Raw genomic sequence first — 24319 nt, 5'->3', positions numbered from 1 at the left:
TCCCGCCAGGGGGCGTTTCCTCATGTCGGGGTGTCCGCGCTGAGCAGGGCGTAGCAGGCCAGGTGCAGGGCCAGGCGCTGGTCTGGGGAGTCCAGGTCGATGCCTCGGGCCCGGATGCGTTCCAGGCGGCCCAGGACTGTGTTGCGGTGGACGCCGAGGCGGGTGGCGGCCTGGCCGGTGGAGCCCGCGCAGTCCAGCAGCGCGGTGAGGGCGGAGAGCAGGACCTCGGCGTCGGGGGCGTTGATCAGCTCGGCCAGGGCGACCCTGGCGGCGGCGGCGATGTCGTCCACCGGGAGGCAGGCCAGGACGGCTCGGGGGCCCAGGTCGCCGAACTGTTCCACCGGGTTGCCGCCGGGGCGGCTGGCCACGGCGGCGGCCAGGATGGACTCGCTGACCGAGCGGGTCAGGCCGGGCAGGTCCTTGCCCGCCACACCAATGCCGGCGACCAGGGGGATGGGCAGGGCCGCGGCGGCGAGGTGGGCGCGGACCCGGTCGGCGATCTCCTGCGGGCCGCCGGGGACCGCGGTCCACCAGCTCAGCCAGCCGTCCTCGCGGGGGATCAGCGGCAGGTCGCCGAAGGACTCGCGCCAGGCCACCACGACGCCGGGGGTGGCCACCTCGGCGGGGCCGGGCACGCGTTCGGACGGTTTGAGGAAGACCGCGATGTGCTCGCCCGCCAGGCGCCAGCCGATGTCGGTGGCCTGGCGCTCGGCGGTGGCATCCGGCGCGGTGAGCAGCGTGTGCAGCAGGAGTTTGTCTTTCGCTGCTTGGAAAACCGGGGTCAGCCAGCTGCGGCCGACGGTGGCCGCGAGCGGAGCGCGGGCCAAACGCAGGATGGTGCGCACCGTCTCCACCCAGGACGGGGACCAGGCCGCGAGCTGGGCCACCAGCGTCGCCCACGGCCTGCCGTCCGGGCCGGGTACCGCGACCTCGACCCGGTGGCTGCCCTGGGAGCGGTCCGCGGCGGAGCGGCCCGCCAGGACGTGGCCGTCCTCGGTGACCAGGGCGGTGATCACGCCGGGCACCTCGGTGTTGATCACGCCGATGATGTCCCTCGCCGTGCTGCGCTCGCCGAAGAGCACCGCGCAGCGGGCGGTCAGCCGGGCCCGGGCGGCCTCGGTGTCGGAGATCGCGGCGGCCAGCTCCAGCGCGCTCTTGGCCGGGTCGGCCACCACGAACAGCGGCACCCGCAGGCGTTCGGCCAGCTGCGCGGTCGGTGTGGTCACGGTGATCTCGGCCGGGGCGACCAGGCAGGCCGCGTTGCGCTCCCAGGCCAGCCGCAGCGCGGACTCCAGCGCCCAGGCGCCCAGCGCGGCCGCGCCGTGCAGCACCACCGCGGCGTGCGGCTCGCACTGGTGGATCTGGTCCAGCTCGCCCACCAGGGCCACCGCGGCCACTTGGCGGTCCAGGTCGTCGGCGGCGAAGACCTGGGACTGGGCCAGCGGGCCGAAGTGGACCAGCTCGGCCACGCTCAGCGGCTCGGGCACACGGTTTCGGCTCACGGGCGCACCATCCTCACGAAGGGCCTTCCTCACGCGGGTGCCGGACCGGGAACCCGAAGGCGCGCGGACCGGCCATGGCCAGCCCGGCCGGGGTGTGCCACATCGGCGACACCGGCAGCATCAGCACGTCCACGTGGTGGCCCAGGGTCACCGACTCCATGCCGACCACCTTCCGCTCGTGCCGGTCCAGCAGGCAGAGCACGTCGGGCACGGCCGCGGCCAGCGCGCCGTCGATCACCGCGAGCAGCAGCTCGCTGTTGCCCTCCAACCGGATCAGCCTGCTGGGGCTGCCGTACTCGGCGACCACGATGCTGGTCGGCACCGAGGGGTAGATCCGCGGTCCGACGGTGCGGGTGGCGTGCCCGAGCTCGATCACCCGGCCGCTGCCCAGCACCCGGGAACCCATGATCCGGGTCAGCCCGGCCAGCAGCGACTCGCGGTCCTGCGCCGAGGTGAGCATCCGGCCGACGCTCAGCGCGCGGCTGGTCGCCCCGCGCAGCGCGGCCGGGCGCAGCGCGGCCACCGTGGCCGGGTAGCTGGCGCACATCAGCCAGCCGCCCGCGGCCTTCATCGCCGCGCGCAGCAACAGTTCCGACCGGTGCACGCTGGTGTCCAGCACCAGCACGTCCCCGGCCAGCCCGACCCCGGCCAGCGGGCCGATCGGCAGCCCGGCCAGCGCGTAGGTGGTCTGGATCATCAGTGGCAGCACCCGGCCCATGCCGTCGCAGTCCACCAGCGGCAGGCCGAGCGCGGCGGCCGCGGCCACCGGGAAGACCGCGTTGGGGCCGGCGGAGTTGAGCGAGACGATCGCGTCCACCTTGCGCCCCAGGCGTTCCTCCAGCGCGCGGACCGCGAGCACGCCCTCGTCGCCGTTGGGCGGCAGCTCGATCATCGGGGCGTACCCGCCGAGCGCGCCGATGGACACGCACAGCGCCTCCGGCGGCAGGTCGTCCAGCGCCACCAGGGGAACCGGACCGTTGCGGCGCACCACGTCCTCGATCGCGGCGCGGTAGCCGTCCAGGGTGATCGAACCCGCGGAGGAGGACAGCAGCTGGGCGCCTGCCATCAGCACCGGCACGTCCTCGGCGGTGAGCTGGGTGATGGTCATGGCCGCCGCTCCGGCTCGGGGCGGCTGCCCACGTAGACCCACAGCCGGTAGACGTCCCGGCCGAGGAAGGCCAGCGGGGTGGCCACCGACCGGATCACCCGTTCCCGGTCCGGCCTGCCGCCGCTGGCCGCGACCAGGGACAGCGCCTGGCCTTCCAGCATGGTCTGCCTGCGCTGCAGGTCCTCGGCGGAGTCCGCGGTGACCACCAGGTCCAGCCAGGCGGTGGGCTCGCTGACCGCCGCGCCCACCGCACACAGGTCGGCCGCGCCGCGCACCGGGGACAGCACCGGGCGCAGCTTGCGGTGCAGCCGCTCGGCCAGCTCCTCGCCGCCCTCGTCCAGCACGCCGACCGCGCCCGCGCCCTCCTGCTCGCGCAGCTGTGCGGCGAAGGCGTCCGCGGTGGCCGCCGGGCGCACCGTGATCGCGGCCTGCGGGGCGACCAGCCGCACGCCGAGCTCGCCCAGCAGATCGCTTTCCACCCTCGGCCACCCGGCCCTGACCTCGCCGACGAGGATCTCCTTCGGCCCGGTCAGCACGACCGGCCCGTCCGGCCGCTCGGCCAGCAGCGCCGCCCCGCGCAGCGCGGCCGCGGCGGTGGCGGCCACCCCTCGGGCCGGTACCGAGCGCAGCCTCCGCGCGGAGACCCGGCCGCCGTCGCCGGTGGCGAACCAGCAGCCGGGCGGGCCGTCCAGGGTGGCGGTGATCCGCTCGCAGCGGTCCACCAGGTCCTCGCAGAAGTCCAGCAGCGTCGCGTTGACCACGTTGGTCGCCTCGCGCTCCACCAGGCCCAGCCCGCCCACCTCGTGCGAGAGGCAGACCCGCAGGTCGGGGAACTCCTCGGCGACCCGGCCCGCGATGGCCTGCTCGTGCTCGGCACTGCCGGAGGCGCCGGTGGCGGTGACGGTGAGCGTGCGGATGCCCTCGGCGTAGGCGGCGGCGACCTTGGCCAGCGCGTCCTCGATGTCCAGCGGGGCCATCTCCGCGCCGAAGATGTCGTGCCCGCCGGTGACCGTGGCCGACCAGGTGATCAGCGAGCGGATCAGCTCGAACGGGTGGCCGCACTGCCGGGGCGCGCGTGGCAGCACCCGGATCGCACCCACCGGCTGCACGCCCGCACCCCGCCGCAGCGCGCGTTCCAGCAGCGCGGAGACGTCCCAGGTGACCGAGTCGACGATGGACGGCGAGGAGGCGGCCAGCCGCTTCAGCAACGCGCTGAGCTGGCGTCCGCCCCGGCCCGTGAACGCTTCGGTCCCGGCGGCCAGCACCTGGCCCTCATGCGCGAGCGCACCGTGCGCACGGTTCACCCCGAGACGGACTCCGATGCGCATTCCAGATCAGTACACCCGGAATGGGTGCGTTGTCGAATACCGGTCCTCAGTGGACGCCGTACACCGCTTGTGCGTGCTCAGCGCTGAGATGACCGTCCAGCACATCGGCTCGAACCGCTTCCGGCGCGCGTTTTCCCGGGTCACCGAATCCGCCGCCGCCACCGGTGACACAACGGACCACATCGCCCGCACGTAAATGCAAACCGTTGCATTTCAACATTCGCTGTTCATCGGGCCGGCCCGGATTGATCGTCACCTCCGGCGGCGCCGCCGGACTGCCGCCGAAGAGGCCCCAGGCCGGGGTGACCGAGCGCTCGAACCAGAGCGAGACCGTGCAGTCGGCGAGCACCTCGTACTCGCGCAGCACCCCGTTGCCGCCCCGCCACTGGCCCGCGCCGCCGGAGTCCGGCCGGATCTCGTAGCGGGTGATCCGCAGCGGGAACCGGCTCTCCAGCACCTCCACCGGCATGTCCCGCAGCGAGCCGTTCACGTTGTTGATCAGCGCGCTCTCCCCGTCGCTGCCCCGCCAGCCGCCCCAGCCGCCCACGGTGGCCTCCTGGCTGACGTACTCGCGGCCGGTGCGCGGGTCGACCCCGGCGTACATCACGATCATCGAGTCGCCGTGGCTGGCCGCGGCCACCCGGTCCGGCAGCGCGGGGGCCAGCGCCCGCGCGACCAGGTCGATGAGCAGGCCGAGGTGGGAGAAGTACCACTGGCAGGCCGCCGGGGCCTGCGCGCCGAAGACCGAGCCCGGCCGGACCTGCACGGTCATTGGCCGGAACGAGCCGCCGTTGCCCGGCACGTCCGGGCTGACCAGCAGCTTGTAACCGACCCGGCAGGCGGAGACGGTCTGCGCCGCGCCGCAGTTGATCGGGCCCACGGTCTGGTCGGCGGAGTCGCGCACGTCGAAGTCGATGGTCTCGCCGGAGACGGTGACGGTGAGCCGGACCGGGACCGGGGTGGCCAGGTCGATGCCGTCGTTGTCCAGGAAGCCTTCCGCCTTGTAGACGCCGTCCGGGATGGCCCTGATGACCTCGCGCTCCAGCCGCTCGGTCTGGGCGAAGATCTCGTCCCTGGCCGCGCGCACGGTGTCCAGGCCGAAGCGTTCGACGATCTCGGCCAGGCGGCGCTGGCCCATCTCGATGGTCGCGGTCATCGCGCGCAGGTCGCCGGAGGTCGGGTAGGGGAAGCGCACGTTGGTGGCGATGGTGTCCACCACGCCGTGCACCTCGGCGCCGCCGTCGAGCAGCTTCTGCGGGCCCAGCCGCAGGCCCTCCTGGAAGATGTTCACCGAGTCCATCGAGCCGCCGGGATCCTTGGAACCGACGTCGATCCAGTGCGCGCGGGTGGCGGTGAACCCGGCCAGCTCCGCGCCCACGAACACCGGGCCGAACAGGGTGACGTCGTTGAGGTGGGTGCCCGCCAGGTAGGAGTCGTTGAGGATCCACACATCGCCGGGCTGCCAGACCTCGCGGCCGAAGCGCTCCTCGGTGGCCCTGGTGCAGATCTCCAAGTTCCCCAAGAAAATAGGTAACCCGGCGGACTGGCCGAGCACCTGGTGCTCGTCGTCGAGCAGCGCGACCACGCAGTCGCCGCACTCGTAGATCACCGGGGTGTAGGCGGAGCGGATGAGGGTGGCGTTCATGTCCTCCGCGGCCGCCGCCAGGGCGTTGCGGATGATCTCCACGGTGACCGGGTCCACGGTCATGACTGGTCCTCCCTGCGCACCACGAGCGAGCCGAGCGAGTCCACGGACAGGGCGAATCCCGGTGGCACCACGGTGGTCGCGGTGTCCTCCAGCACGATCGCCGGTCCGGCCAGCCGGTGCCCGGGGGCCAGTCCGTCGCGCCGCAGGATCGGCGTCCGGTGCCAGCCGCCGTCGAAGAAGACCGGCCGGTGTTGTTGCGGCGCAAGGGGTTCGGTCGCCTCGGCGAGTCGTCCCGGTGCGGCCCGGCCGAGGTCGCCGTGCACGGTGGTGCGCAGCGCGACGAACTCGATCGGCGCGCCGGGGTTGGCGTGGCCGTAGCGGGCCTGGTGCACCTGGGCGAACCGGGCCGCGATGGTGTCCAGGAACTCCGGCGAGGCAGGTTCGTTCGCGCTGAGCAGCGGCACGGTGAGGGTGTACTCCTGTGCCGCGTAACGGATGTCGGCCGCGTGCGAGCTGCGCCGGGCGGCCTCGGGCACCCGCTCGGTGGCCAGCCAGTCCAGTCCGGTCTCCGCCATCGCGGTCAGCCGGGCGGACATGGCCGCGCCGTCCAGGTCGGCGTCCAGCCGGAAGTGCGGCTCCACCAGGTCGCGGCGGATCTCGGTCTGCAGCATGCCCCAGGCGGAGAACGCGCCGGGGAAGCGCGGCACCACCACCGCGCCGATGCCCAGCTCGCGGGCCAGGAACACGGCGTGCATCGGCCCGGCCCCGCCGAAGGCGACCAGGGTGAACTCCCGCGGCTCGATGCCACGGGAGACCGTGATGGTGCGGATCGCGCCGGCCATGGTCGCGTTGGCCACCGCGCACACGCCCTCGGCCATCTCCGGCGTGCCCAGGTCGAACTCCGCGCCCAGCTTGGCGATCGCGGCCTCGGCCAGTTCCGGCCGCAGGGTCAGCCCGGCGGCGAAGGCGCCCGGCTCGATCCGGCCGAGCACCAGGTTGGCGTCGGTGACGGTGGGCTCCACGCCGCCGTTGCCGTAGCAAGCCGGTCCGGGAGCCGCGCCCGCCGAGTGCGGGCCGACCCGCAGGCCACCGGCCTCGGTCCAGGCCACCGAGCCGCCGCCGGCGCCCACGGTGTGGATGTCCACCGCGCTGAGCAGCATCGGCAGCCCGTCCAGCTTGATCTCCGGGGTGATATCCGGTTCGCCATCGATGACCAGCGAGACGTCGAAGGAGGTGCCGCCCATGTCGATGTAGATCAGGTTGTCCCGGCCCAGCGCCTTGGCCAGCGCGACCCCGCCCATGGTGCCGCCGACCGGGCCGGAGAGCAGGGTCTGCAACGGGCGCTCGCGGGCGGACTCGGCGGAGATGATGCCGCCGGAGGACTGCATCACGTGCAGCGGCGCGGGCACGCCCTGATCGGCCAGGTCGCGGGTGAGGCCGCCGAGGTAGTCGCGCACCACCGGGCCGATGTAGGCCTCCACCACCGCGGAGGAGGTGCGCTCGTACTCCCGCCACTCGTTCGCGCACTGGTGGGACAGCGAGAGGGCGAAGTCCGCGCCCAGCTCCTCGCGCAGGATCTCCGCCGCGCGCAGCTCGTGCGCCGGGTTGGCGTAGCTGAACAGGAAGGACACCGCGATCGCGCCGAAGCCCTCCGCGCGCGCCCTGGCCGCGGCCGCGCGCACCGCGTCCTCCTCCAGCGGGGTCAGCTCCGCGCCCGCCTGGTCGATCCGGCCGGGCACGCCGACGATGTCCCGCCGGGGGACCAGGGGCTCGGGTTTGCGGTACTGGAGGTCGTACATGCGGAACCGGGGACCGCGCGCGATGTGGTAGACGTCGGCCGCGCCGGCACTCGCCAGCAACATCACCCGAACGCCGCGGCGCTGCAGCAGGGTGTTGAGTCCCTGGGTGGTGCCGTGCACCAGGAAGTCGATCCCGGACAGCGGATCGACCACCGCCCCCAGCGCGTCCAGCACCCCCGTGGCCAGGTCACCAGGGGTGGTCGGGCGCTTGCCGACCCGGTACCCCCCGGTCTGCTCGTCGTAGGCGACTACGTCGGTGAACGTGCCGCCGATGTCCATGGAGACCCGGAGACGACCCATGCCGGTGACCATAGTGAGAGCGCGTTCTCCGGGGCTGTGCACTTGGACCAGGCAGGGGTGGCCGGGCAGTGCAGGCTGCATATGCGGGAATAGGAGAGGCTGATCGGCGCAAACATCCCATGACTAGCAGAGCGCACAGTCCTGACCACTCCAGGTGTGCTCGGTGCCCAATCCGGGTCTCCTGCCGTTTCCCTACAGTTCGGCCAGTGTGCAGGCGCCTCGTCGCGAGGCAGGAGGAGGTCGGACCGCCATGACCACCCTGGAGGACGTTCCCGCGCCGAGTGTCGACTTCCAGGCGTGCCGGATCCTGTGCCTCGACCTGCCCTCTGACGTGCCACCGGCCAGAGTGGTGCACGAGCTCGACGGCGTGGCCCACCCGGTCGAGCCGTCCCGGCTGCTCGCGGTCGGCCACGCGCTCTGGTCGAGCTGGCTGAACAACCCGCACCACGAGCGGCCGGACGTGCTGCTCGGCTTCGACACCAGCGGCATCGTGCCCACGCTGGCGGTGGCGATGGCCTCCGGGCTGCCGTACCACCTGGCCTGGAAGCTGGACACCGAACGCCACGGCGTGCCGCGCAGGCGCAGCGCGGAGATCTTCACCTACGGCAGGCTGCAGGGCCGCCGGGTGCTGGTGGTGGACTCCGCGCTGACCCACTGCCACGCGATCGGCAGCCTGATCTCGGTGCTGCGGGACGAGGCCGCGGACGTGGTCGGCGTCGCCGCGCTCACCGAGGACGCGGACAACCGCAGCCGCCAGCACATCGAGTCGGCCGGCGTGCCGCTGGTCTCGCTGACCAGGATGCGCTGAGGCGCGCGCGTTCAGAACCGTGAGTCGTTGACAGCCTTTTCCTTGTCCCGTCAGCAGGTAAGCGCTTACTCAGGGTCTGCCGCCACCTCCCTGACGACGGAGACTGAGGAGAACACCGTGACTGACGCACGCGAATGCCGTGCCGGGCGCGGCTGACCACCTGAGCCGGTGCCGAGGCGGCGGCTGAGCTGGGCAGAAGGGTGGCCGCGGCGGCAACGGCGAGCGCGACTGCGGTTCGAGCGGTCACCCGCCATGCGACCATCCCGGCCCGCCCGCGCTACAGGGCCGGTCGGCCGAATTGGAAAGCGTTTACATTCACTGGAGAGGCTGGCGTGTCCCACCTGGACCTGGTCATACTCACCCATCCCGGAGGCTGGGGAGGCCTCGATGGCAATGATGCGACTGACGGCGTACGAACGGGCCGATCGCGACGACTGCCTGCGGCTGTTCGACAGCAACGTGCCGCTCTACTTCGCCGCCACCGAACGGCGCGAGTTCGCCCAGTTCCTGGACAAGCTGCCCGGGGTCTACCTGGTCGGCCGGATCAACGGCGCGCTGGTGGCCGCCGGCGGGCACGCCCCCGGCCTGGCCCAGCCGGGCGTGTGGACGCTGTGCTGGGGCATGGTCGAGCGGCGCAGGCACCGGCAGGGCCTTGGCCGGGCGCTGCTGGAGGCCAGGCTGCGGATGATCGCGGCCGATCCGGACGCGGTCGCGGTCACGCTGAGCACCAGCCAGCACAGCACCGGCTTCTTCGAGCACCTGGGCTTCCGGGTGGCCAAGATCGTGCCGCAGGGCTTCGCCGAGCACATCGACCAGTACGACCTGCGGCTGGACCGGGCCGAGCTGATCGCCCGCTTCGGCTGAGCGAATCCCGGTAACGTGCGGACATGGCGGAGATCCTCGCGGAGGGCGTCGGCGTCCGGGTCGCGGAGCGGTGGCTGTTCCGGGAGTTGGACCTGAGCGTGGCCGCCGGCGAGTGCGTGGCGCTGACCGGCGCGAACGGCATCGGCAAGTCGACCCTGCTGCGCTGCGTCTACGGCGTGCAGCCGGTCAGCGAGGGCCGGGTGCTGGTGGCCGGCGAGGCGCCGGATGAGACCTCGGTGGAGTTCCGCCGCGCGGTCTCGGTGAAGCTGGACGACTCCGAGCTGTTCGCCGAGCTCAGCCCGCGCCAGCACATCGACCTGCTGCTCGGCTCCTTCGGGCGTCCGCCCAGTGCCGAGGACGTGCAGGAGCTGCTGGAGTACGCCGGCCTCGGGCTTTGCGCGGACGTGGCCGCGGCGGCGCTGAGCGCGGGGCAGCGGCAGCGGTTGCTGCTGCTCGGCGCGATCGCCCGGCCGCACGAGGTGCTGCTGCTGGACGAGCCGGAGCGGGCGCTGGACGCCCAGGCCCGGCAGTGGGTGGCCGAGCTGGTCGGGCAGTGCACCGCGGAAGGGGTCGCGGTGGTGGTGGCCACGCACGATCCGGTGCTGCGGGCGGCCATCGCGGACCGCGTGGTGGAGCTGACGTGACCCGGCTGCTCACCCGCCTCTGGCCGGACGAGCGCGCGCTGGGCGTGCTGTTCGCGGTGGCGCTGCTGGTCTACCCGTTCTTCGACCTGGCCGACGTCCGGCTCAGCCTGGGCGTGACCACCGGCCCGGCCGCCGAGCCCGCGGTGCTGGCCGTGCTGTGCCTGGCCGCCGCGCTGGCCTGGCGCTCGCTGAGCAGGCGCGGCTTCCAGTGGATCAGCCCGGCTCAGCTCACCTGGTCGGACTTCGGGCCGGGCGGCCGGGTGCGCACCCTGGGCCGCCGCCTGTGGGCGGCCTGGGCGGCCCGGCTGGGTGGGCTGAGCTACCTGTGGGGACTGCTTGCCCTGGTCGGCGGCTTGTCCGTGCCGGCCACCCTCGCCGGCACCGCGGTGCTGCTGAGCAGCGCGGGGCTGGCCGCGGTGCTGCTCTGGCGGCTGCCTGCCGAGCTGACCGGCGCGGTGGAGCTCGCGCTGCCCGCGGTGCTGGCCGCGCTGGCCGTGGTCGCGCTGTACGGCCTGCTCACGCCAGTGGTGCTGGCCGCGGTGGCCGGGCTGTTCAGCACGCTGGCCGGGGCCGCGCTGATCGGCGCGAGATCCGCGGCCGGGCGACTGGGCCGGGCCGTGCTGGTCGACCGCTGGGCGAACCGGGTCATCCGCGGCACCGCCACCCGCTTCCTGGACGTGCTGATGCTGCTGCCGGTCGGCGAGGCGGTGTCCCGGCGGATCACGCTGCGCCGCCCGGTGCTGCTGCGCCTGGAACTGCTCCGGCTGCTCGCCCGCCGCCGGTTCGCGGTGCCCGCGCTGCTGGTCGCGGGCCTGGTCGCGGCCGGGGCGGCCTGGGGCCTGTCGCCGGTGTGGCTGTTCGGTCTCGGCGGCTACTTCGCGGTGCTGCCGTTCACCGGCGGACTCGGCGAGCTGTACCGCAGCGCGGGCCTGCGCCGCTGGCTCGGCTTCGACCTCAAGGTCATCTGGCGGACCTGGGCCCTGCTGCTGACCACGCTGGTCACCCTGTGGACCGGGGTGGCGCTGCTGCTGGCCCCGGCCGCCTTCACCCCGGCCCTGCTGCTGGTCGTGCCGCTGGTCGCGCTCGCCGTGCTGCGCACCGTGGCCAGGGACAACGCCAGCTACGACACCAGCACCGCCACCATCGAGCTCGGCGGTGGCCCGATCCCGGTGGCCTACCTGGCCAACACCTTCCGCGGCTTCCTGCTGCTGCTGTTCGGGCTGGTGCTGCTCGGCTAACGGGCCTTGTCCAGCTCGGCCGCGGCCGCGGTGGCCACGGTCAGCGCGGACTGCCTGGCCTGCTCCTCCGGCAGCGGCACGGAGTTGCCCGCGGCGTCCAGGTCGACGCCGCCGAGTGAGATCGAGACCGTCACGTTCGCCTTGCGGAACTCCACCTTCTCCGCGCCGTTGGCGAACTTCCGGTACGCCTCCTCGCCCAGGCCCGGCACCGAGCCCGCGTCACCGACGCCCAGCGCGGTGCGCATCGACTGGAAGGTGCGCGCCGCCAGCTCGGTGCCGGTCAGCTGGTCCTGACCGGCGGGCGAGCCGTAGTAGGTGGCGCTGACCGACAGGCTGCGCTGGTAGGGCTGGCCGCGGGCGGCCTCGGCCGCGGTGAACGACCAGTCGCAGGAGTTGCTCTTGCCCGGCACACCGATGCCCGGTTTGCCGGTCGCGCCACTGACCACCGAGGTCGCCACCGGCCCGGGAACCAGGGCGCAGGCATCCGGCGCCGCGCCGAACCGGTCAGCAGGCTGGCCGCCCCCGCACCCGGCCAGCACCAGCACCAGTGGCACCGCCCACGCGGCCCTCATGCCGGCCTCGGGCGGACTTCCCAGCCGCCCGCGTCGGTGGCCGAACCCGGGATCGTGCTGGGCACCTTGAGGTCAGCGGCCTTCTGGCGGAGGTCGACGCCGGTGCGCTTGTACTCCTGGGTGAGCGTGGCCGCGGTGTTGAGCAGGTCGCTCACGTTGCGCACGAAGTCCGCGATCGCGCTGGTGACCGCCTCGGCCACGCCGAGGAAGAACTCCTTGATGCCGGCGATGATCCCGCCGGTCAGCTGGATGATGATGGCCGCGCACTCCAGCAGGAAGCGCACGCCCTCGCAGTAGACCTTGGTCATCGTCTCCTGCGAGTCCTGCAGCAGGTCGGCCATCTCGCCCATGACCTTGGTGGCGGCCTCGAAGACCTTCTCCAGGTGGTTGACGTAGATCTCGAAGGAGTCATAGGCCGAGCCGGACCAGTAGGCCTTGAGGTTGGACCGGCAGCCGGTGATGTCGTCCAGGGCCTTGTCGATCAAGACCTTGGCCGCCGGGTCCCAGTCCAGCGCGTGGCTGCTGACCACCTCGGGATGGCCGAACCAGTCGCGGATGGTGTCCACCAGCTTGGCCACCGCGGCCTGGCCGACCTTCGCGCCGTACTCCCTGACCTGGGCCGCCTCGGCCTCCGGGAAAACCGGCAGAGTCATCGCCGCCCCTACCTGATCTCGTAGCCGAACTTGCGGTAGAACTTCGCGTCCTTGCTCTCGTACTCGTTTGCCACCTGGCCGAGTCCCTTGCCCGCCTCGTCCAAGGCGATGAACCCTTTCTTGAGCGCTTTCAGCACGCTTTCCAACGCCTGGTTGTAGTTGTCCGGCACACTCGCCAGCTTGCCGAGCAAACCGAGATCATCGGGACTGAGCACTTTTCCGTGCAGCTTCTTGTGCGCGTTGTCCCAGGAGTCCGCGGCGTCCAGCAGGAACTTCACGTTGGCCCGCAACGCGGCTGGCACCACCTGGTAGCCGGTCATCCGAGCGCCTCCTCCCGCCTGGCCCTGGCCTTGTCCTCGGCCGCCCGCACCGCGGCCACCACGGCCCGGCCCAGCGCCCTGCCGTTGGTGTAGGCCAGCCCCTCGGGGGCCAGCTCGACCGACTGGAGCCCGCCGAGCGCGTTCACCACCACCCGGCCGAGCTGGTTGCCGATGTCCTGGCTGACCAGGGTGCTGGTCGCGGTGGCCGCCCAGGCCTTGACCTGCGCCAGCCTGCGTTCCGCCGCGGCCAGGTCGTCCTGGATCTCGCGCAGTGACCGCACCGCTCAGCCCTCGAAGGCGGGCAGCAGCTCGGCCAGCGCGGCCTGGTTCTCCGCCGCGGCCAGCGCCCGGGCCTCGCCGATCGCGGTGACGATCACCGGGCCGAGCCGCCGCGGATGGGCCGTGCGCAGGGCGCGGTCGTCGATGTCCAGCTCCAGCAGCTCGCCGACGCCGTTCACCACCGCGGTCACCGAACCGTCCGGTGCGGCCGCGCGGTGCCGGTGCCCCGCCGCCTCGGCGCGCGCGGCGGCGAGCCGTTGCCGGGTCTGTTCGAGCTCGCGCTCCACCGCGCTGAACCCGCCAAGATCGAACTCGTCCATAGGTGCCCCCCCGCACTGATCTAATGGCACCGTATCGATGCGCGCGCGGGGGTGCGCCGCGATCTTCGTGAATACACACGAATGGATCGCGGATTATCAATTAGCCTAGGTTATTCGCCTGGCTATTTGCCAAATTGATTGAGTTTTCCCTAATTCCAGGAAGGTAGCCACACCTCGGCCTGCCAGCGCCAGGGGGTCACCGAGTCGCCGTTGAGGATGGGCCACAGCCAGATGAAGTTGGCGATCACCAGGCCCACGTACAGCGCCACCACCAGCAGCCCGGTCTTGCGCCGTTCCACCCCGGCATCCGCCCTGCCCAGCACCTCGCCCAGGATCAGCACCAGTCCCAGCACCATGAACGGGGCCATCGGGGTGGCGTAGAAGTAGTACATCTGGCGGTCCAGGTTGCTGAACCAGGGCAGCCAGCCCGCGCCGTAGCCGACCAGCACGGCGGCGTAGCGCCAGTCCAGCTTGCCGAAGGCGCGCCAGACCGCCCAGCCCAGCATCGGGAAGGCCAGCCACCACATGGCCGGGGTGCCGATCAGCTTCACGCCCGCCATGCAGTCGGTGCGGCCGCAGCCGGGCACCACGCCGTTGGACTCCAAGTAGTAGAGCATCGGCTTCAGGCCCATCGGCCAGGCCCAGGGCTTGGACTCGTACGGGTGCTTGTCGGTGGGGCTGAGGTTGTTGTGGAAGGTCAGCACCTCGTTGTTGTTGTACAGCAGCGCGCGCAGCGCGTCCGGGATGAAGCCCCAGGTCCCGCCCTCGGGCAGGGCGCTGCCGACCAGGTGCCGGTCCACCCCGGTCTCGCTGGCGAACCAGGCCCACCAGGTGCCGAAGTAGACCAGCACCGGCAGCACGGCCAGCGAGGCGAAGGCCGGGAACAGGTCCCGCGCGATGGTGCCCCGCCACGGTCGCCGCACCCCGGCCGCGCGGCGGGCGGTGACGTCCCAGAACACGCACAGCGCGGCGAAGGCGGCCACGAAGAACAGCGCCGACCACTTCACCCCGACGCCCAGCCCGAGCAGCACCCCGCCGGCAAAGCGCCACCAGCGGAAACCCAGCCGCGGCCCGTAGTCGCTGACGCCTGCCCAGCCCTCGCGGACCGCCACGGCCAGCCGGTTGCGCACGATGTCCCGGTCCACCAGCAGCGCGCCGAACCCGGCCACCACGAACAGGGTCAGGAAGATGTCCAGCATGCCGACCCTGGAGCCGACGTGGCTGACCCCGTCGGCGATCAGCAGCACCCCGGCCAGCGCGCCCAGCAGGGTGGAGCGGGTCAGCCGCCGGGCGATCCGCACGATCAGGATCACGCACACCGTGCCCGCCACCGCCGCGGTGAACCGCCAGCCGAGGCCGTTGTAGCCGAAGAGCCACTCGCCGATGGCGATCAGCTGCTTGCCCAGCGGCGGGTGCACGATCAGCCGGAAGCCGGGGTTGTCCTCGTAGCCGCCGTTGTGCAGCACCTGCCAGGCCTGCGGCACGTAGTGCTTCTCGTCGAAGATCGGCGTGCCCTTGTCGGTGGGGTGCGCCAGGTTCCAGAACCGCACCAGCCCGGCGATCACCGCCAGCGACAGGGTCACCAGCCAGCCGCGCAGCCGGTCGCTGGGCATCGGCGGGCCGAGCCGCTCGGCCGGGTCGCGCAACACCGCCCCACCAGGCGGTTCGGGCGGCGGCGCCTGTTCGGCTGCCAGCCAGCCCTCGTCGGTCGGACGGCCGGCGGCGGGCGGCACCAGAACACTCACGCTGCCGATCGTAGGGTGAGCCGCATGAACGCCCCACCCGGATCGGGTCGATTGGTGCTCGCGGCCACGCCGCTCGGCGAGATCGGCGACGCCTCACCACGCCTGTCCGAGGCCCTGCGCAGCGCCGATGTCATCGCCGCCGAGGACACCCGCCGCCTGCGCAACCTGTGCGCCGCGCTCGGCGTCGAGCCCGCCGGGCGGGTGGTGAGCTTCTACGACCAGAACGAGGTGGGCCGCCTGCCCGGCCTGGTCGAGGCGGTCCGCGGCGGCGAGCGGGTCGTGCTGGTCACCGACGCGGGCATGCCCAGCGTCTCCGACCCCGGCTACCGGCTGGTCGCCGCCTGCGTGGCCGAGGACCTGCCGGTGACCTGCCTGCCGGGGCCCTCGGCGGTGACCACCGCGCTGGCCGTCTCCGGACTGCCCTGCGAGCGGTTCTGCTTCGAGGGCTTCCCGCCGCGCAAGTCCGGCGAGCGGCGGCGCTGGTTCACCCAGCTGGCCAGCGAGCAGCGCACCGCGGTCTTCTTCGAGGCCCCGCACCGGCTGGCGGCCTGCCTGGCCGACGCGGCCGAGGTGCTCGGCGGCGACCGGCTGGCCGCGGTCTGCCGCGAGCTGACCAAGACCTACGAGGAGATCCGCCGCGGCAGCCTGGCCGAGCTGGCCGAGTGGGCGGCTGAGGGGGTGCGCGGGGAGATCACCGTGGTGCTCGCCGGGGTCTCCGCCGACCAGGACGAGGTCGAGGTGACCGCGCTGGTGGAGGTGGTGGAGGAGCGGGTGCGCGGCGGCGCGCGCCTCAAGGACGCCACCGCCGCGGTCGCCGCCAGCACCGGGGTCAGCCGCAAGGCCCTCTACGACGCGGTGCTGCTGGCCAGGAAGTCCTGATCAGCTCAGGCAGACCTTGCGTACGTTGTCCAGGTTCTTCACCGTCTGCTTGGCCCAGTCCGCCAGGTTGACCACGCCGTCCACCTTCTCCTTGGCCAGCGAGGTGTAGTGGTCGGCCACCGTGGTCAGCGCGCCCTTGACGTCGGCCTCGGCCACGTTCTTGGTCAGGTCGATCAGCCGGTCGGCCTTCTCCTTGGCCTCGTTCCTGGTCTGCTGCGGGTCCTCCGGGTTCGGCTGCAGCGAGGCCAGGCTGATCGCCTCGGTGCAGACCTTGGCCTTGTCCGCGAACGCGCTCGCCTGCTGGCAGGCGCCGAGCAGGGCGATCGCGGGCACCGCGGTGAGCAGGAGCAGAGCCAGCCGGGGTGACCTGCGCATCGGAACCCTCCAGTGATCAACGTGTGACTGTGCCGCCCAGGCTAGGGACGCGGGCGGTCACCGTGCGTCGGTCCCGGGATTGACGCCGATCTCCTCCGCTGGGTGGACAACCCCGCCCGCGTACAGCCGTCGGATCACGTCGTCGATGGAGGGCTCGACCACCGCGATGTCGTGCACCGCGGCCCGTTCGGCCACCGCGGCGATCAGCGCGGCCGCGGTGATCCGGTCCCGCTGGAACACCAGGTGGTGCCGCCTGCCCTCGTTCTCCACCCTGGTCTGGGTCACCCCCGGCAGGCCGGTCAGCGGCTCGGCTGGCTGCTCCAGGTCGACCACCAGGGTGCGCTCGCCGACCGCCTCGGTGCGCAGGGTGGCCAGCGGCCCGTCGGCCAGCACCCGGCCGTGGTCGATGACCAGCAGCCTGCGGCAGAGCCGCTCGATGTCGTCCAGGTCGTGCGTGGTCAGCAGCAGGGTGACGCCGCGGGTGGCGTTGAGCTCGGCCAGGAACTCGCGCAGCCGCTCCTTGGACTCCAGGTCCAGCCCGATGGTCGGCTCGTCCAGCACCAGCAGCTCCGGCGCGTGCAGCAGCGCCGCGGTGACCTCCCCGCGCATCCGCTGCCCGAGCGAGAGCTGCCGCACCGGGGTGCGCAGGAACTCGCCCATGCTGAGCAGCTCCACGCACTCGGCCAGCCGGGCCGCGTGCTCGGCGGCAGGCACCCGGTAGATGTCGCGGAGCAGCGCGAAGCTGTCCGCCAGCGGCAGGTCCCACCACAGCTGGCTGCGCTGGCCGAAGACCACGCCGATCCGCGCGGCCAGCTCCACCCGCCGCCGGGACGGGTCCAGCCCGCAGGTGCGCACCCGGCCGCCGGTCGGGGTGAGGATGCCGGTGAGCATCTTGATCGTGGTGGACTTGCCCGCCCCGTTGGGACCCACGTAGCCCACCGCTTCGCCGCGGGCCACGGTGAAGGACACCGCGTCCACCGCGGTCACCTCGCGGCGCTCGCTGCGGAACCGGCTCAGCTTGTGGCGCACCGAGAAGGTGCGGGTCAGCGACTCGGCTGCCAGGTGCGGGGTCATGATCCAGTCCCTCGGTAGTGTCTGACCGCGGCCCGCCACACCAGCGCGGCCAGCCCCAGCGCCAGCGCGGCCACCACCGGGCTGATCCAGCCCAGGAAGGCAGGCGTGCCAAGGGGATCGGGCTTGCCGAGCAGGGCGAGCGCGGGGAAGTAGGCGATGAAGGCGGCCGGCACGACGAAGGCCAGCGCGGTGCGCAGCCAGGCCGGGTAGATGGTGATCGGGTACGAGGCGAGGAAGTGCCCGCCGTAGGTCAGGCCGTTGGTCAGCTCCGCGCCCTCGATCAGCCAGAAGCACAGCGAGGCCGCCATCACCCACACCGCGCTCATCAGCACCGCGCCCGCGATCGGCGAGATGACCAGCAGCAGCGCGGTGTGCCAGCCCCACTGAATGTCCACTGTGGACACCACGTAGGCCAGGATGCCGATGCCGAGGCAGATCCGGCCCAGCCGCCGGAGCTGGAAGTCCGAGACCATCAGCTGGCCGAGGCTGCCCAGCGGCCGGATCAGCAGCGAGTCGAACTTCCCGGTGCGCAGGTACTGCGGCAGCCGGTCCAGCTGGCCAACGGCCAGGTCGGCCAGGCCGAAGGAGGTGCTGGCCAGCGCGTACATCAGCAGCACCTCCTCCCGGCTGAACCCGCCGAGGTCGGTGACCCTGGAGAAGATCGCCAGGATCGCCACCAGCTCGGTGGCCTGGGCCAGCGCGTCGCCGACGCAGGACATCAGGAAGGAGACCCGGTAGGTCAGCTGGGAGCGGATCTGGGCGCCGATCAGCCTGCGGTACACCCCGAAGCTAGCCACCCTGCACCACCACCTTGCGCACCGCGCCGCGCAGCGCCAGCCGCCCGCCGAGGTAGAGGATGCCGAGCCAGGCCAGCTGGTGGGCCAGCGGCGCCAGCGGCGGGCCCGCCTCGGTGAACACGTCGATCGGGGCCTGCACCAGCGCGGGGAACGGGGTCAGCCAGAGCACGGTCTGCAGCCAGTCCGGGAAGAAGGGCAGCGGCACGATCAGCCCGCCGAGGATGCCGACGGACATGCCGTAGAGGGAGACCGGGCCCCGGTTGTCCAGCAGCCAGAACGCGCTGAGCCCCAGCAGGAACCGGGCGCAGAAGCTGACCGCCACGCTCAGCCCGAGGCTCAGCGCGAACAACGGCCAGGTCAGGCCGTGCGCCGGCCACAGGAACGGGAAGAACAGCGCGCCGAAGGCCACCGGCGGCAGGAACCGGGTGAGGAAGGCGTACCCGGCCCGGCCGAGGTCCTCGGCGAGCAGGACCAGCTGCAGGTTCCACGGCCGGGACAGGTCCACCACGACGTCACCGGTGCGCACCCGCTCGCCGATCTCGTGGTGGCCCCACAGCACGACCGTGGCCAGCATGCCCTGGCCGAACCACACGTAGGTGGAGGAGCGGGCCGCGTCGTACCCGGCGACCTCGCGCCGCCCGTCGAGCATGGCGAAGAGCACGGAGACCCGGAGCAGCCCGAAGACCAGGTTGGTGCCCAGGCCGGCCAGGGTGGCCCCGCGGTAGGAGGAGTAGCGACGAAAACCCGCGCCGATCATGCGCGCGTAGAGGGCGGCCGGAGAGCGCACGTCAGTCCACGCTACGGCGCGGGTCAACCGGATTTACGGGATCAGCACGATCTTGCCGACGCCCCGGCCGGTGGTCATCTTCTTCAGCGCGGCCCCAGCCTCCACCAGTGGCAGCTGCTCGGCGATCGGCACCTCCAGCTGACCGCTGCGGACCAGCTCGAACACCGCGACCAGGGTCGCCCTGGCCTTCATGTCCGGCCGGATGCCGTAGAAGCTCGCCCGCCGCCCGTTGGCCGCGCCGAGGAGTCCGCGCAGCCGGTAGCCGAGGACGCGGCCGAGGAGCGGCAGGTACGGCAGGAACCGGTTGCCGGGCCGGTCGTAGGTGCTCGCGGAGCCGTAGCCGACGACGATCCCGTTGCGCGCCAACAGGTTCCAGCTCCGCGCGTAGCTGTCCGCGCCCAGGTGGTCGAACACCGCGTCCACCCCGCCGGGCGCCAGCTCGCGCACCCGCGCGACCACGTCGCCGCGGTAGTCGATCGGCTCGGCGCCCAGCTCGCGCACGGCCGGGTGCTTGGCCGCCGAGGCGGTGCCCAGCACCCTGGCGCCCGCGTTGAGCGCGAGCTGGACCAGCAGCGTGCCCACCCCGCCGCTGGCGCCGTGCACCAGCACGGTCTGCCCGGCGCTGATCTTGGCCACCTGGTGCGCCAGCTGGTACGCGGTAATCCCGTTGAGCACCACCGCCGCCGCGACCGGGCCCGCGATCTCCTCCGGCACCGGCACCAGCGACTTGGCGGGCACCTCGGCGAAGCTGCGCCAGCCGCCGGTGACGGTCAGCGCGGCCACCCGCCTGCCCACCAGCTGCGCGGGCACGCCGTCACCGACCTGGCGCACCTTGCCGACCAGCTCGTAGCCGGGGGTGAACGGAAACTTTGGCTGGGCGGGGTAGGTGCCGTGCAGCATGTGCACGTCCGCGAAGGCCACCCCGCTGGCCTCCACCTCGATCAGCGCCGATCCGGCCGCCGGGGCCGCCGCGATGCGTTCCCGCACCTCAACCGGTCCGCCCTTGGCGGCCACCACGATCTCGCGAACCCGTGTCACCGGCACTCCTCCCAGTCACGAACCCCCAGCCTGCCACCTCGCGGCAGAGGTGGCCGTTTCCGGGTCAGCCCGCCGCGACCGGCGGCACCGAGGACCAGCCGCCGGGCAGCAGGTCCCACTCCAGCCAGGGCACCGCGCCTGCCCGCTGCAACGCGGCCGCGGACAGCCACACCGCGGCGAGGGTCAGCACGGGCAGGATCAGGCTCAGCTCGACCTTGCCGCCGGTCTTCATCCGCAGGATCTTCGGCGGCGCCACCGGGAACCACAGCCTGCCCATGATCGGCACCGGCCACAGCATCGGACAGCCCTGCTCGGTGATCGCGTCCCCGATGTAGTGCGCCACGCAGCCCGCGATCACCGCGATGCCCAGCGCGGGGGCCTGCTCCGGCCCGGTCTGCGCCCAGGACCAGCACAGGATGGTCAGCAGCGCGGAGGAACCGCTGATCGCCCAGGCGTCCCGCTTCGGGCACCACTTGTGCATCAGCCCGCGCACCGCCAGGCCGCAGAAGAAGAACAGCAGGATGGGCAGCGCCCAGCGGTTGGTCGCCTGCACCACCGCGGTGGTGCCGATACCGGCCAGCAGCGCGAAGACCACGGTGTGGGTCAGGCCGCGGTGCCCGCCGTCCCGGTTGGAGTCCTTCTTCGTCCGGGTTCCCCGGTACACGGCGTGACTGACCGTGTTGATCGCCTTGGACGCGGCCTTGCTGATCGGCCCGAAGGTCCGGGACACGGTGGAGCCCGGGTGGTCCAGGTCCGGCAACAGCGCTGCTCCGGAGGCCATGATGGCTCCGACCACCACGGTCTGCGGGGTGAAGTGGCCGAGGTCGTAGGCGCCGAAGCCGACCACCACCGCCCCCCAGGCCGCGGTCCCACTGATCGCGTGCGTCGGCCCCGTCGACATCGTCCCCCCAGCTCGTTCACCCGATCCAGCGAGGGAAACCTAGCGGTCGGCACCGACAGCGGGTGTGACGGTGTTCCCTTTTCCCGAGGCCCGAAAGCGACTACCCCCCGCTTACCAGTACGCTCGTCTTGCTTGCACCGTCGCGAGAGGAGAGCCCGTCGTATGGGCAAGATCAAGGTTCACGGGACCGTCGTCGAGCTCGATGGCGACGAGATGACCCGCATCATCTGGCAGTTCATCAAGGACAAGCTGATTCACCCGTATCTCGACGTCAACCTCGAGTACTACGACCTCGGCATCGAGCACCGCGACGCCACCGACGACCAGGTGACGATCGACTCGGCCAACGCCATCAAGAAGCACGGCGTCGGCGTGAAGTGCGCCACCATCACCCCCGATGAGGCCCGCGTCGAGGAGTTCGGCCTGAAGAAGATGTGGCGGAGCCCGAACGGGACCATCCGCAACATCCTCGGCGGCGTCGTCTTCCGCGAGCCGATCATCATCTCGAACATCCCCCGCCTGGTGCCCACCTGGACCAAGCCGATCATCATCGGCCGTCACGCCCACGGTGACCAGTACAAGGCCAGCGACTTCAAGGTCCCCGGCCCCGGCACCGTCACCATCACCTACACCCCGGCCGACGGCTCCGAGCCGGTGGAGATCGAGGTTGCGCAGTTCCCCGAGGGCGGCGGCGTCGCCATGGGGATGTACAACTTCCGCAAGTCCATCGAGGACTTCGCCCGCGCCTCGCTGTCCTACGGGCTGCTGCGCAACTACCCGGTCTACATGTCGACCAAGAACACGATCCTCAAGGCCTACGACGGCATGTTCAAGGACGTGTTCGAGGAGGTCTTCCAGGCCGAGTTCAAGGCCGAGTTCGACGCCAAGGGCCTGACCTACGAGCACCGCCTCATCGACGACATGGTCGCCGCGGCCATGAAGTGGGAGGGCGGCTACGTCTGGGCGTGCAAGAACTACGACGGTGACGTGCAGTCCGACACCGTGGCGCAGGGCTTCGGCTCGCTGGGCCTGATGACCTCGGTGCTGATGACCCCGGACGGCAAGACCGTCGAGGCCGAGGCCGCGCACGGCACCGTGACCAGGCACTTCCGCCAGCACCAGGCCGGCAAGCCGACCTCCACGAACCCGATCGCCTCGATCTTCGCGTGGACCGGCGGCCTGAAGCACCGCGGCAAGCTGGACGGCACCCCCGAGGTCACCGGCTTCGCCGAGACCCTGGAGCAGGTCATCATCAACACGGTCGAGAGCGGCCGGATGACCAAGGACCTGGCGCTGCTGATCAGCAAGGACCAGGAGTGGCAGACCACCGAGGACTTCCTCGCCACCCTGGATGAGAACCTGCAGAAGAAGATGGCCGGCTGACAAAGCCACCACCAGGCTCCGAGGGCCGTCTTCCCGCGCCGGAAGACGGCCCTCGGGCTGTCCGCTCACTTTTTGTTGCCGCGACAAGCACGTTCGGGTGGCGCCACCGGCCGCCCGGGTGCACTTGCCGCTCGGCCTCTTCGCAGCTCAGGGACGGCCCGCTATACCGGGTAGGGGCCCGTGAGCGCCTAGGAGGCCATTGTGTTCATGATCCGTCCGGTGCTGCTGGTCGGCGCCGCCGCCGCTGGCCTGTTCGTGCTGTCCTTCGGCAGCGACGCCCAGGGCGACAAGCCGGGGGACAAGCCGGCCGACAGCCAGCCCCGCTGCGAGTTCCACGTCCAGGCTGACCTGCTCAACGTCCGCTCCGGCCCCGGCCCCGGGCACAAGGTGGTCACCCGCCTGCGCAAGGACGCCCTCACCGGCGGCCACGGCGAGACCAAGGACGGCTTCCGCAAGCTCGCCGACGACCGCTGGGCCGCCACCGAGTTCCTGAAACCGGACTCCCGCAACACCTGCCAGTGACTCCGCCTTGCCCGGTCACCGCCCCCCGGTCACCACCCCGTCCGCCCCCAGCTCCACCCGCGGCCGATCCCCGTCCAGCTCCAGCCCCCGCACCGCCACCCCGGACACCCCACCCGGCAACGGCGCGCGCCGAACGGGCACCAGCTCCCGCACCTGGTCAAGGACCACCGGATCGCCATCCACGCTGGCATTCGCCGGCCCCACCACCACCTGATCCCCCTCGATCCGCACCCCCAGCACCACCTCGACCCGCCGCCCGTCCACCACCCCGTCGAACCGGTTCCCCGCTCCCGCCCGCAACCCCGTCACCGCGGGCAGGCTGACGAACCAGGACACCGACTCGGCCCGGTGCCGCCCCGGATCCACCTGCCGCGCCACCACCCGCACCGGATTGCCTGCCGAGTCAGTCCCGTCCGCCTCCACCACCTCGAACCAGCTCCCCGCCGAGTCCACCCCCGGCACCCCCTCCACTCGAACCTCCCCAGCCAGCCCCGCCACCAACGACCGAACCTCCGCCGCCGCCACCTCGGCAGAGGAACCCCCAGCCCACAACAACGGCGCGACCAAATACGCCACCAACGCCACCCCAGCCACGAACCCCGCGACCCGCCCCGCACTGACCCGCCGCCCGGCGTCCATGAGCACCGCTCCTCCCAGTGATCTTGAGTCCACCTTGGCGGGGTGGGGAGGGAGGTGCCTCGGCCGTTGAGCTGGAGATGGCGGGGCCGGGTCGGTCGATCGGTCAGCGAGGAACGCCTTGGCGCGGTTGGGGATCGGTCTTGGCAGCGGTCCGTCCGGGCTCGCGCACGCCGCACAGCCGCCGCCGCGCTCGCGTCCCGCCGTCTGTGGGGCCGGTTGCCTCCGCAGCCGCCAGTCGCTTCGGCCTGCCGGTCACTTGGCCGCCGATCACCGCCACCGTCTCGAATATGACCGGTCATCTCAATATGACCGGTCGTCTCAAGGGGGACTTTCCGCTCCACGGCCCCCAGAGCAACCCCGCCTGACCGCGCCAGCCGCCAGCCATCCAACCGCCCGCCGCCTGCACTCGCCCGCTGTCGCCCACCCGCTGTCGCGCACCAGCCGTCGCCCACCAGCCGCCCACCGCTGTCGCCCACCGCTGTCGCCCACCGCTCGCTCGCCCACCAGCCGCTCGTCCGCCGCCCGCTCTCGCCTGCCGCCCGCTCTCGCCTGCCGCCCGCTCTCGCCTGTCGCCCGCTCTCGCCTGTCGCCTGCGCCCGCCTGTCGCCTGCGCCCGCCTGTCGCCTGCGCCCGCCTGTCGCCTGCGCCCGCCCGCCGCTCGCCCGCCGCCCGCCGCTCGCTCGCCCGGCTACCTGCCGCCCGCCTGCCGCGCCCGCCGCCCGTCGGCCACGCCCACCGCCGCTCGCCGCCTGCGCCGACCCCGGCCACGCCGCCACCCACCACGCCGCTCCGTCCA

Annotated in this window: 25 protein-coding genes; 7 read left to right on the top strand and 18 right to left on the bottom strand. The window is 72.3% G+C overall.

What is annotated here, in order from left to right; genetic code table 11:
- Window positions 1–20: 20 nt before the first annotated feature.
- The 5 genes from M8C13_RS43640 to M8C13_RS43620 all read right to left on the bottom strand — a co-directional run bounded on the left by M8C13_RS43640 (window position 21) and on the right by M8C13_RS43620 (window position 7685).
- A complete protein-coding gene (locus M8C13_RS43640; protein WP_252486737.1) occupies window positions 21–1502 on the bottom strand; it encodes a CdaR family transcriptional regulator in 1482 nt (493 codons plus the stop codon).
- A 13-nt stretch (window positions 1503–1515) separates the two neighbouring features.
- Complete coding sequence (locus tag M8C13_RS43635) at window positions 1516–2610, bottom strand: DUF917 domain-containing protein (RefSeq protein WP_252486736.1); 1095 nt, start codon at window positions 2608–2610, stop codon at window positions 1516–1518.
- Window positions 2607–3914 carry a hypothetical protein gene (locus tag M8C13_RS43630; RefSeq protein ID WP_252486735.1) on the bottom strand — a complete coding sequence of 436 codons (1308 nt, stop codon included), beginning with the start codon at window positions 3912–3914 and terminating at the stop codon, window positions 2607–2609. Before M8C13_RS43630 ends, M8C13_RS43635 begins: the two co-directional genes overlap by 4 nt.
- Window positions 3915–3984: 70 nt before the next feature.
- Entirely contained in the window at window positions 3985–5646 is a 1662-nt protein-coding gene (locus tag M8C13_RS43625) for a hydantoinase B/oxoprolinase family protein (protein ID WP_252486734.1), read from the bottom strand.
- Window positions 5643–7685 (bottom strand): hydantoinase/oxoprolinase family protein, encoded by a 2043-nt coding sequence (locus tag M8C13_RS43620; RefSeq protein ID WP_252486733.1) that lies wholly within the window; start codon window positions 7683–7685, stop codon window positions 5643–5645. Before M8C13_RS43620 ends, M8C13_RS43625 begins: the two co-directional genes overlap by 4 nt.
- A gap of 250 nt (window positions 7686–7935) precedes the next feature.
- Here M8C13_RS43620 and M8C13_RS43615 point away from each other — a divergent pair, with 250 nt between their 5' ends.
- From M8C13_RS43615 to M8C13_RS43600, 4 genes are all read left to right on the top strand, one after another.
- A complete protein-coding gene (locus tag M8C13_RS43615) occupies window positions 7936–8493 on the top strand; it encodes a phosphoribosyltransferase (protein WP_252486732.1) in 558 nt (185 codons plus the stop codon).
- 387 nt (window positions 8494–8880) lie between these two features.
- Window positions 8881–9357: a GNAT family N-acetyltransferase gene (locus M8C13_RS43610; protein WP_252486731.1), complete on the top strand. Its 477-nt coding sequence runs from the start codon at window positions 8881–8883 to the stop codon at window positions 9355–9357.
- Between the two features lie 23 nt (window positions 9358–9380).
- Entirely contained in the window at window positions 9381–10001 is a 621-nt protein-coding gene (locus tag M8C13_RS43605; protein WP_252486730.1) for an ATP-binding cassette domain-containing protein, read from the top strand.
- Entirely contained in the window at window positions 9998–11239 is a 1242-nt protein-coding gene (locus M8C13_RS43600; RefSeq protein ID WP_252486729.1) for a hypothetical protein, read from the top strand. Before M8C13_RS43605 ends, M8C13_RS43600 begins: the two co-directional genes overlap by 4 nt.
- On the opposite strand, the gene M8C13_RS43595 is transcribed toward M8C13_RS43600, so the two are convergent.
- The 6 genes from M8C13_RS43595 to M8C13_RS43570 all read right to left on the bottom strand — a co-directional run bounded on the left by M8C13_RS43595 (window position 11236) and on the right by M8C13_RS43570 (window position 14996).
- Window positions 11236–11811: a hypothetical protein gene (locus tag M8C13_RS43595; RefSeq protein WP_252486728.1), complete on the bottom strand. Its 576-nt coding sequence runs from the start codon at window positions 11809–11811 to the stop codon at window positions 11236–11238. The two genes, M8C13_RS43600 and M8C13_RS43595, sit on opposite strands and share 4 nt — an antisense overlap.
- On the bottom strand, window positions 11808–12464 hold the full coding sequence (locus M8C13_RS43590; RefSeq protein WP_252486727.1) for a hypothetical protein: 657 nt from the start codon (window positions 12462–12464) through the stop codon (window positions 11808–11810). The genes M8C13_RS43595 and M8C13_RS43590 overlap by 4 nt, the downstream gene beginning before the upstream one ends.
- Window positions 12465–12472: 8 nt before the next feature.
- Window positions 12473–12784, bottom strand: a complete 312-nt coding sequence (locus M8C13_RS43585) for a hypothetical protein (protein WP_252486726.1) — start codon at window positions 12782–12784, stop codon at window positions 12473–12475.
- On the bottom strand, window positions 12781–13065 hold the full coding sequence (locus M8C13_RS43580; protein WP_252486725.1) for a YbaB/EbfC family nucleoid-associated protein: 285 nt from the start codon (window positions 13063–13065) through the stop codon (window positions 12781–12783). The genes M8C13_RS43585 and M8C13_RS43580 overlap by 4 nt, the downstream gene beginning before the upstream one ends.
- A gap of 3 nt (window positions 13066–13068) precedes the next feature.
- Window positions 13069–13383 (bottom strand): YbaB/EbfC family nucleoid-associated protein, encoded by a 315-nt coding sequence (locus M8C13_RS43575; protein ID WP_252486724.1) that lies wholly within the window; start codon window positions 13381–13383, stop codon window positions 13069–13071.
- A gap of 149 nt (window positions 13384–13532) precedes the next feature.
- Window positions 13533–14996 (bottom strand): dolichyl-phosphate-mannose--protein mannosyltransferase, encoded by a 1464-nt coding sequence (locus tag M8C13_RS43570; protein WP_252486738.1) that lies wholly within the window; start codon window positions 14994–14996, stop codon window positions 13533–13535.
- Window positions 14997–15152: 156 nt separating this feature from the next.
- On the opposite strand from M8C13_RS43570, the gene rsmI reads away from it, so the two are divergent.
- Window positions 15153–16007 carry a 16S rRNA (cytidine(1402)-2'-O)-methyltransferase gene (rsmI, locus tag M8C13_RS43565; protein WP_252486723.1) on the top strand — a complete coding sequence of 285 codons (855 nt, stop codon included), beginning with the start codon at window positions 15153–15155 and terminating at the stop codon, window positions 16005–16007.
- Here the strand turns inward: rsmI and M8C13_RS43560 are convergent, their stop codons facing one another.
- The 6 genes from M8C13_RS43560 to M8C13_RS43535 all read right to left on the bottom strand — a co-directional run bounded on the left by M8C13_RS43560 (window position 16008) and on the right by M8C13_RS43535 (window position 20979).
- Window positions 16008–16382: a hypothetical protein gene (locus M8C13_RS43560; RefSeq protein ID WP_252486722.1), complete on the bottom strand. Its 375-nt coding sequence runs from the start codon at window positions 16380–16382 to the stop codon at window positions 16008–16010.
- 57 nt (window positions 16383–16439) lie between these two features.
- Window positions 16440–17456 carry an ATP-binding cassette domain-containing protein gene (locus tag M8C13_RS43555; protein ID WP_252486721.1) on the bottom strand — a complete coding sequence of 339 codons (1017 nt, stop codon included), beginning with the start codon at window positions 17454–17456 and terminating at the stop codon, window positions 16440–16442.
- The gene (locus M8C13_RS43550; protein WP_252486720.1) at window positions 17453–18253 is read right to left on the bottom strand and encodes an ABC transporter permease; all 801 of its coding nucleotides are present in this window, start codon (window positions 18251–18253) and stop codon (window positions 17453–17455) included. Before M8C13_RS43550 ends, M8C13_RS43555 begins: the two co-directional genes overlap by 4 nt.
- The gene (locus tag M8C13_RS43545; RefSeq protein WP_252486719.1) at window positions 18246–19040 is read right to left on the bottom strand and encodes an ABC-2 family transporter protein; all 795 of its coding nucleotides are present in this window, start codon (window positions 19038–19040) and stop codon (window positions 18246–18248) included. Before M8C13_RS43545 ends, M8C13_RS43550 begins: the two co-directional genes overlap by 8 nt.
- A 33-nt stretch (window positions 19041–19073) precedes the next feature.
- Complete coding sequence (locus M8C13_RS43540) at window positions 19074–20078, bottom strand: medium chain dehydrogenase/reductase family protein (RefSeq protein WP_252486718.1); 1005 nt, start codon at window positions 20076–20078, stop codon at window positions 19074–19076.
- Between the two features lie 64 nt (window positions 20079–20142).
- A complete protein-coding gene (locus M8C13_RS43535; protein WP_252486717.1) occupies window positions 20143–20979 on the bottom strand; it encodes a metal-dependent hydrolase in 837 nt (278 codons plus the stop codon).
- A gap of 162 nt (window positions 20980–21141) precedes the next feature.
- On the opposite strand from M8C13_RS43535, the gene M8C13_RS43530 reads away from it, so the two are divergent.
- Window positions 21142–22362, top strand: coding sequence for an NADP-dependent isocitrate dehydrogenase (locus M8C13_RS43530; protein ID WP_252486716.1), 1221 nt, complete (start codon window positions 21142–21144; stop codon window positions 22360–22362).
- 201 nt (window positions 22363–22563) lie between these two features.
- A complete protein-coding gene (locus tag M8C13_RS43525; RefSeq protein WP_252486715.1) occupies window positions 22564–22884 on the top strand; it encodes an SH3 domain-containing protein in 321 nt (106 codons plus the stop codon).
- Between the two features lie 15 nt (window positions 22885–22899).
- On the opposite strand, the gene M8C13_RS43520 is transcribed toward M8C13_RS43525, so the two are convergent.
- Complete coding sequence (locus tag M8C13_RS43520) at window positions 22900–23355, bottom strand: hypothetical protein (protein WP_252486714.1); 456 nt, start codon at window positions 23353–23355, stop codon at window positions 22900–22902.
- Window positions 23356–24319: the final 964 nt, after the last annotated feature.

It is taken from the genome of Crossiella sp. SN42, assembly GCF_023897065.1.
Lineage (GTDB): Bacteria > Actinomycetota > Actinomycetes > Mycobacteriales > Pseudonocardiaceae > Crossiella.
This window is presented reverse-complemented; position numbering and strand designations above follow the sequence as displayed.

Coding starts and splice junctions, on each gene's coding strand:
- M8C13_RS43530 (WP_252486716.1), top strand. CDS start 21,142: ATGGGCAAGATCAAGGTTCACGGGACCGTCGTCGAGCTCGATGGCGAC.
- rsmI (WP_252486723.1), top strand. CDS start 15,153: ATGAACGCCCCACCCGGATCGGGTCGATTGGTGCTCGCGGCCACGCCG.
- M8C13_RS43575 (WP_252486724.1), bottom strand. CDS start 13,383: ATGGACGAGTTCGATCTTGGCGGGTTCAGCGCGGTGGAGCGCGAGCTC.
- M8C13_RS43620 (WP_252486733.1), bottom strand. CDS start 7,685: ATGGGTCGTCTCCGGGTCTCCATGGACATCGGCGGCACGTTCACCGAC.
- M8C13_RS43615 (WP_252486732.1), top strand. CDS start 7,936: ATGACCACCCTGGAGGACGTTCCCGCGCCGAGTGTCGACTTCCAGGCG.
- M8C13_RS43625 (WP_252486734.1), bottom strand. CDS start 5,646: ATGACCGTGGACCCGGTCACCGTGGAGATCATCCGCAACGCCCTGGCG.
- M8C13_RS43605 (WP_252486730.1), top strand. CDS start 9,381: ATGGCGGAGATCCTCGCGGAGGGCGTCGGCGTCCGGGTCGCGGAGCGG.
- M8C13_RS43590 (WP_252486727.1), bottom strand. CDS start 12,464: ATGACTCTGCCGGTTTTCCCGGAGGCCGAGGCGGCCCAGGTCAGGGAG.
- M8C13_RS43570 (WP_252486738.1), bottom strand. CDS start 14,996: ATGCCCAGCGACCGGCTGCGCGGCTGGCTGGTGACCCTGTCGCTGGCG.
- M8C13_RS43555 (WP_252486721.1), bottom strand. CDS start 17,456: ATGACCCCGCACCTGGCAGCCGAGTCGCTGACCCGCACCTTCTCGGTG.
- M8C13_RS43610 (WP_252486731.1), top strand. CDS start 8,881: ATGGCAATGATGCGACTGACGGCGTACGAACGGGCCGATCGCGACGAC.
- M8C13_RS43560 (WP_252486722.1), bottom strand. CDS start 16,382: ATGCGCAGGTCACCCCGGCTGGCTCTGCTCCTGCTCACCGCGGTGCCC.
- M8C13_RS43635 (WP_252486736.1), bottom strand. CDS start 2,610: ATGACCATCACCCAGCTCACCGCCGAGGACGTGCCGGTGCTGATGGCA.
- M8C13_RS43585 (WP_252486726.1), bottom strand. CDS start 12,784: ATGACCGGCTACCAGGTGGTGCCAGCCGCGTTGCGGGCCAACGTGAAG.
- M8C13_RS43535 (WP_252486717.1), bottom strand. CDS start 20,979: ATGTCGACGGGGCCGACGCACGCGATCAGTGGGACCGCGGCCTGGGGG.
- M8C13_RS43595 (WP_252486728.1), bottom strand. CDS start 11,811: ATGAGGGCCGCGTGGGCGGTGCCACTGGTGCTGGTGCTGGCCGGGTGC.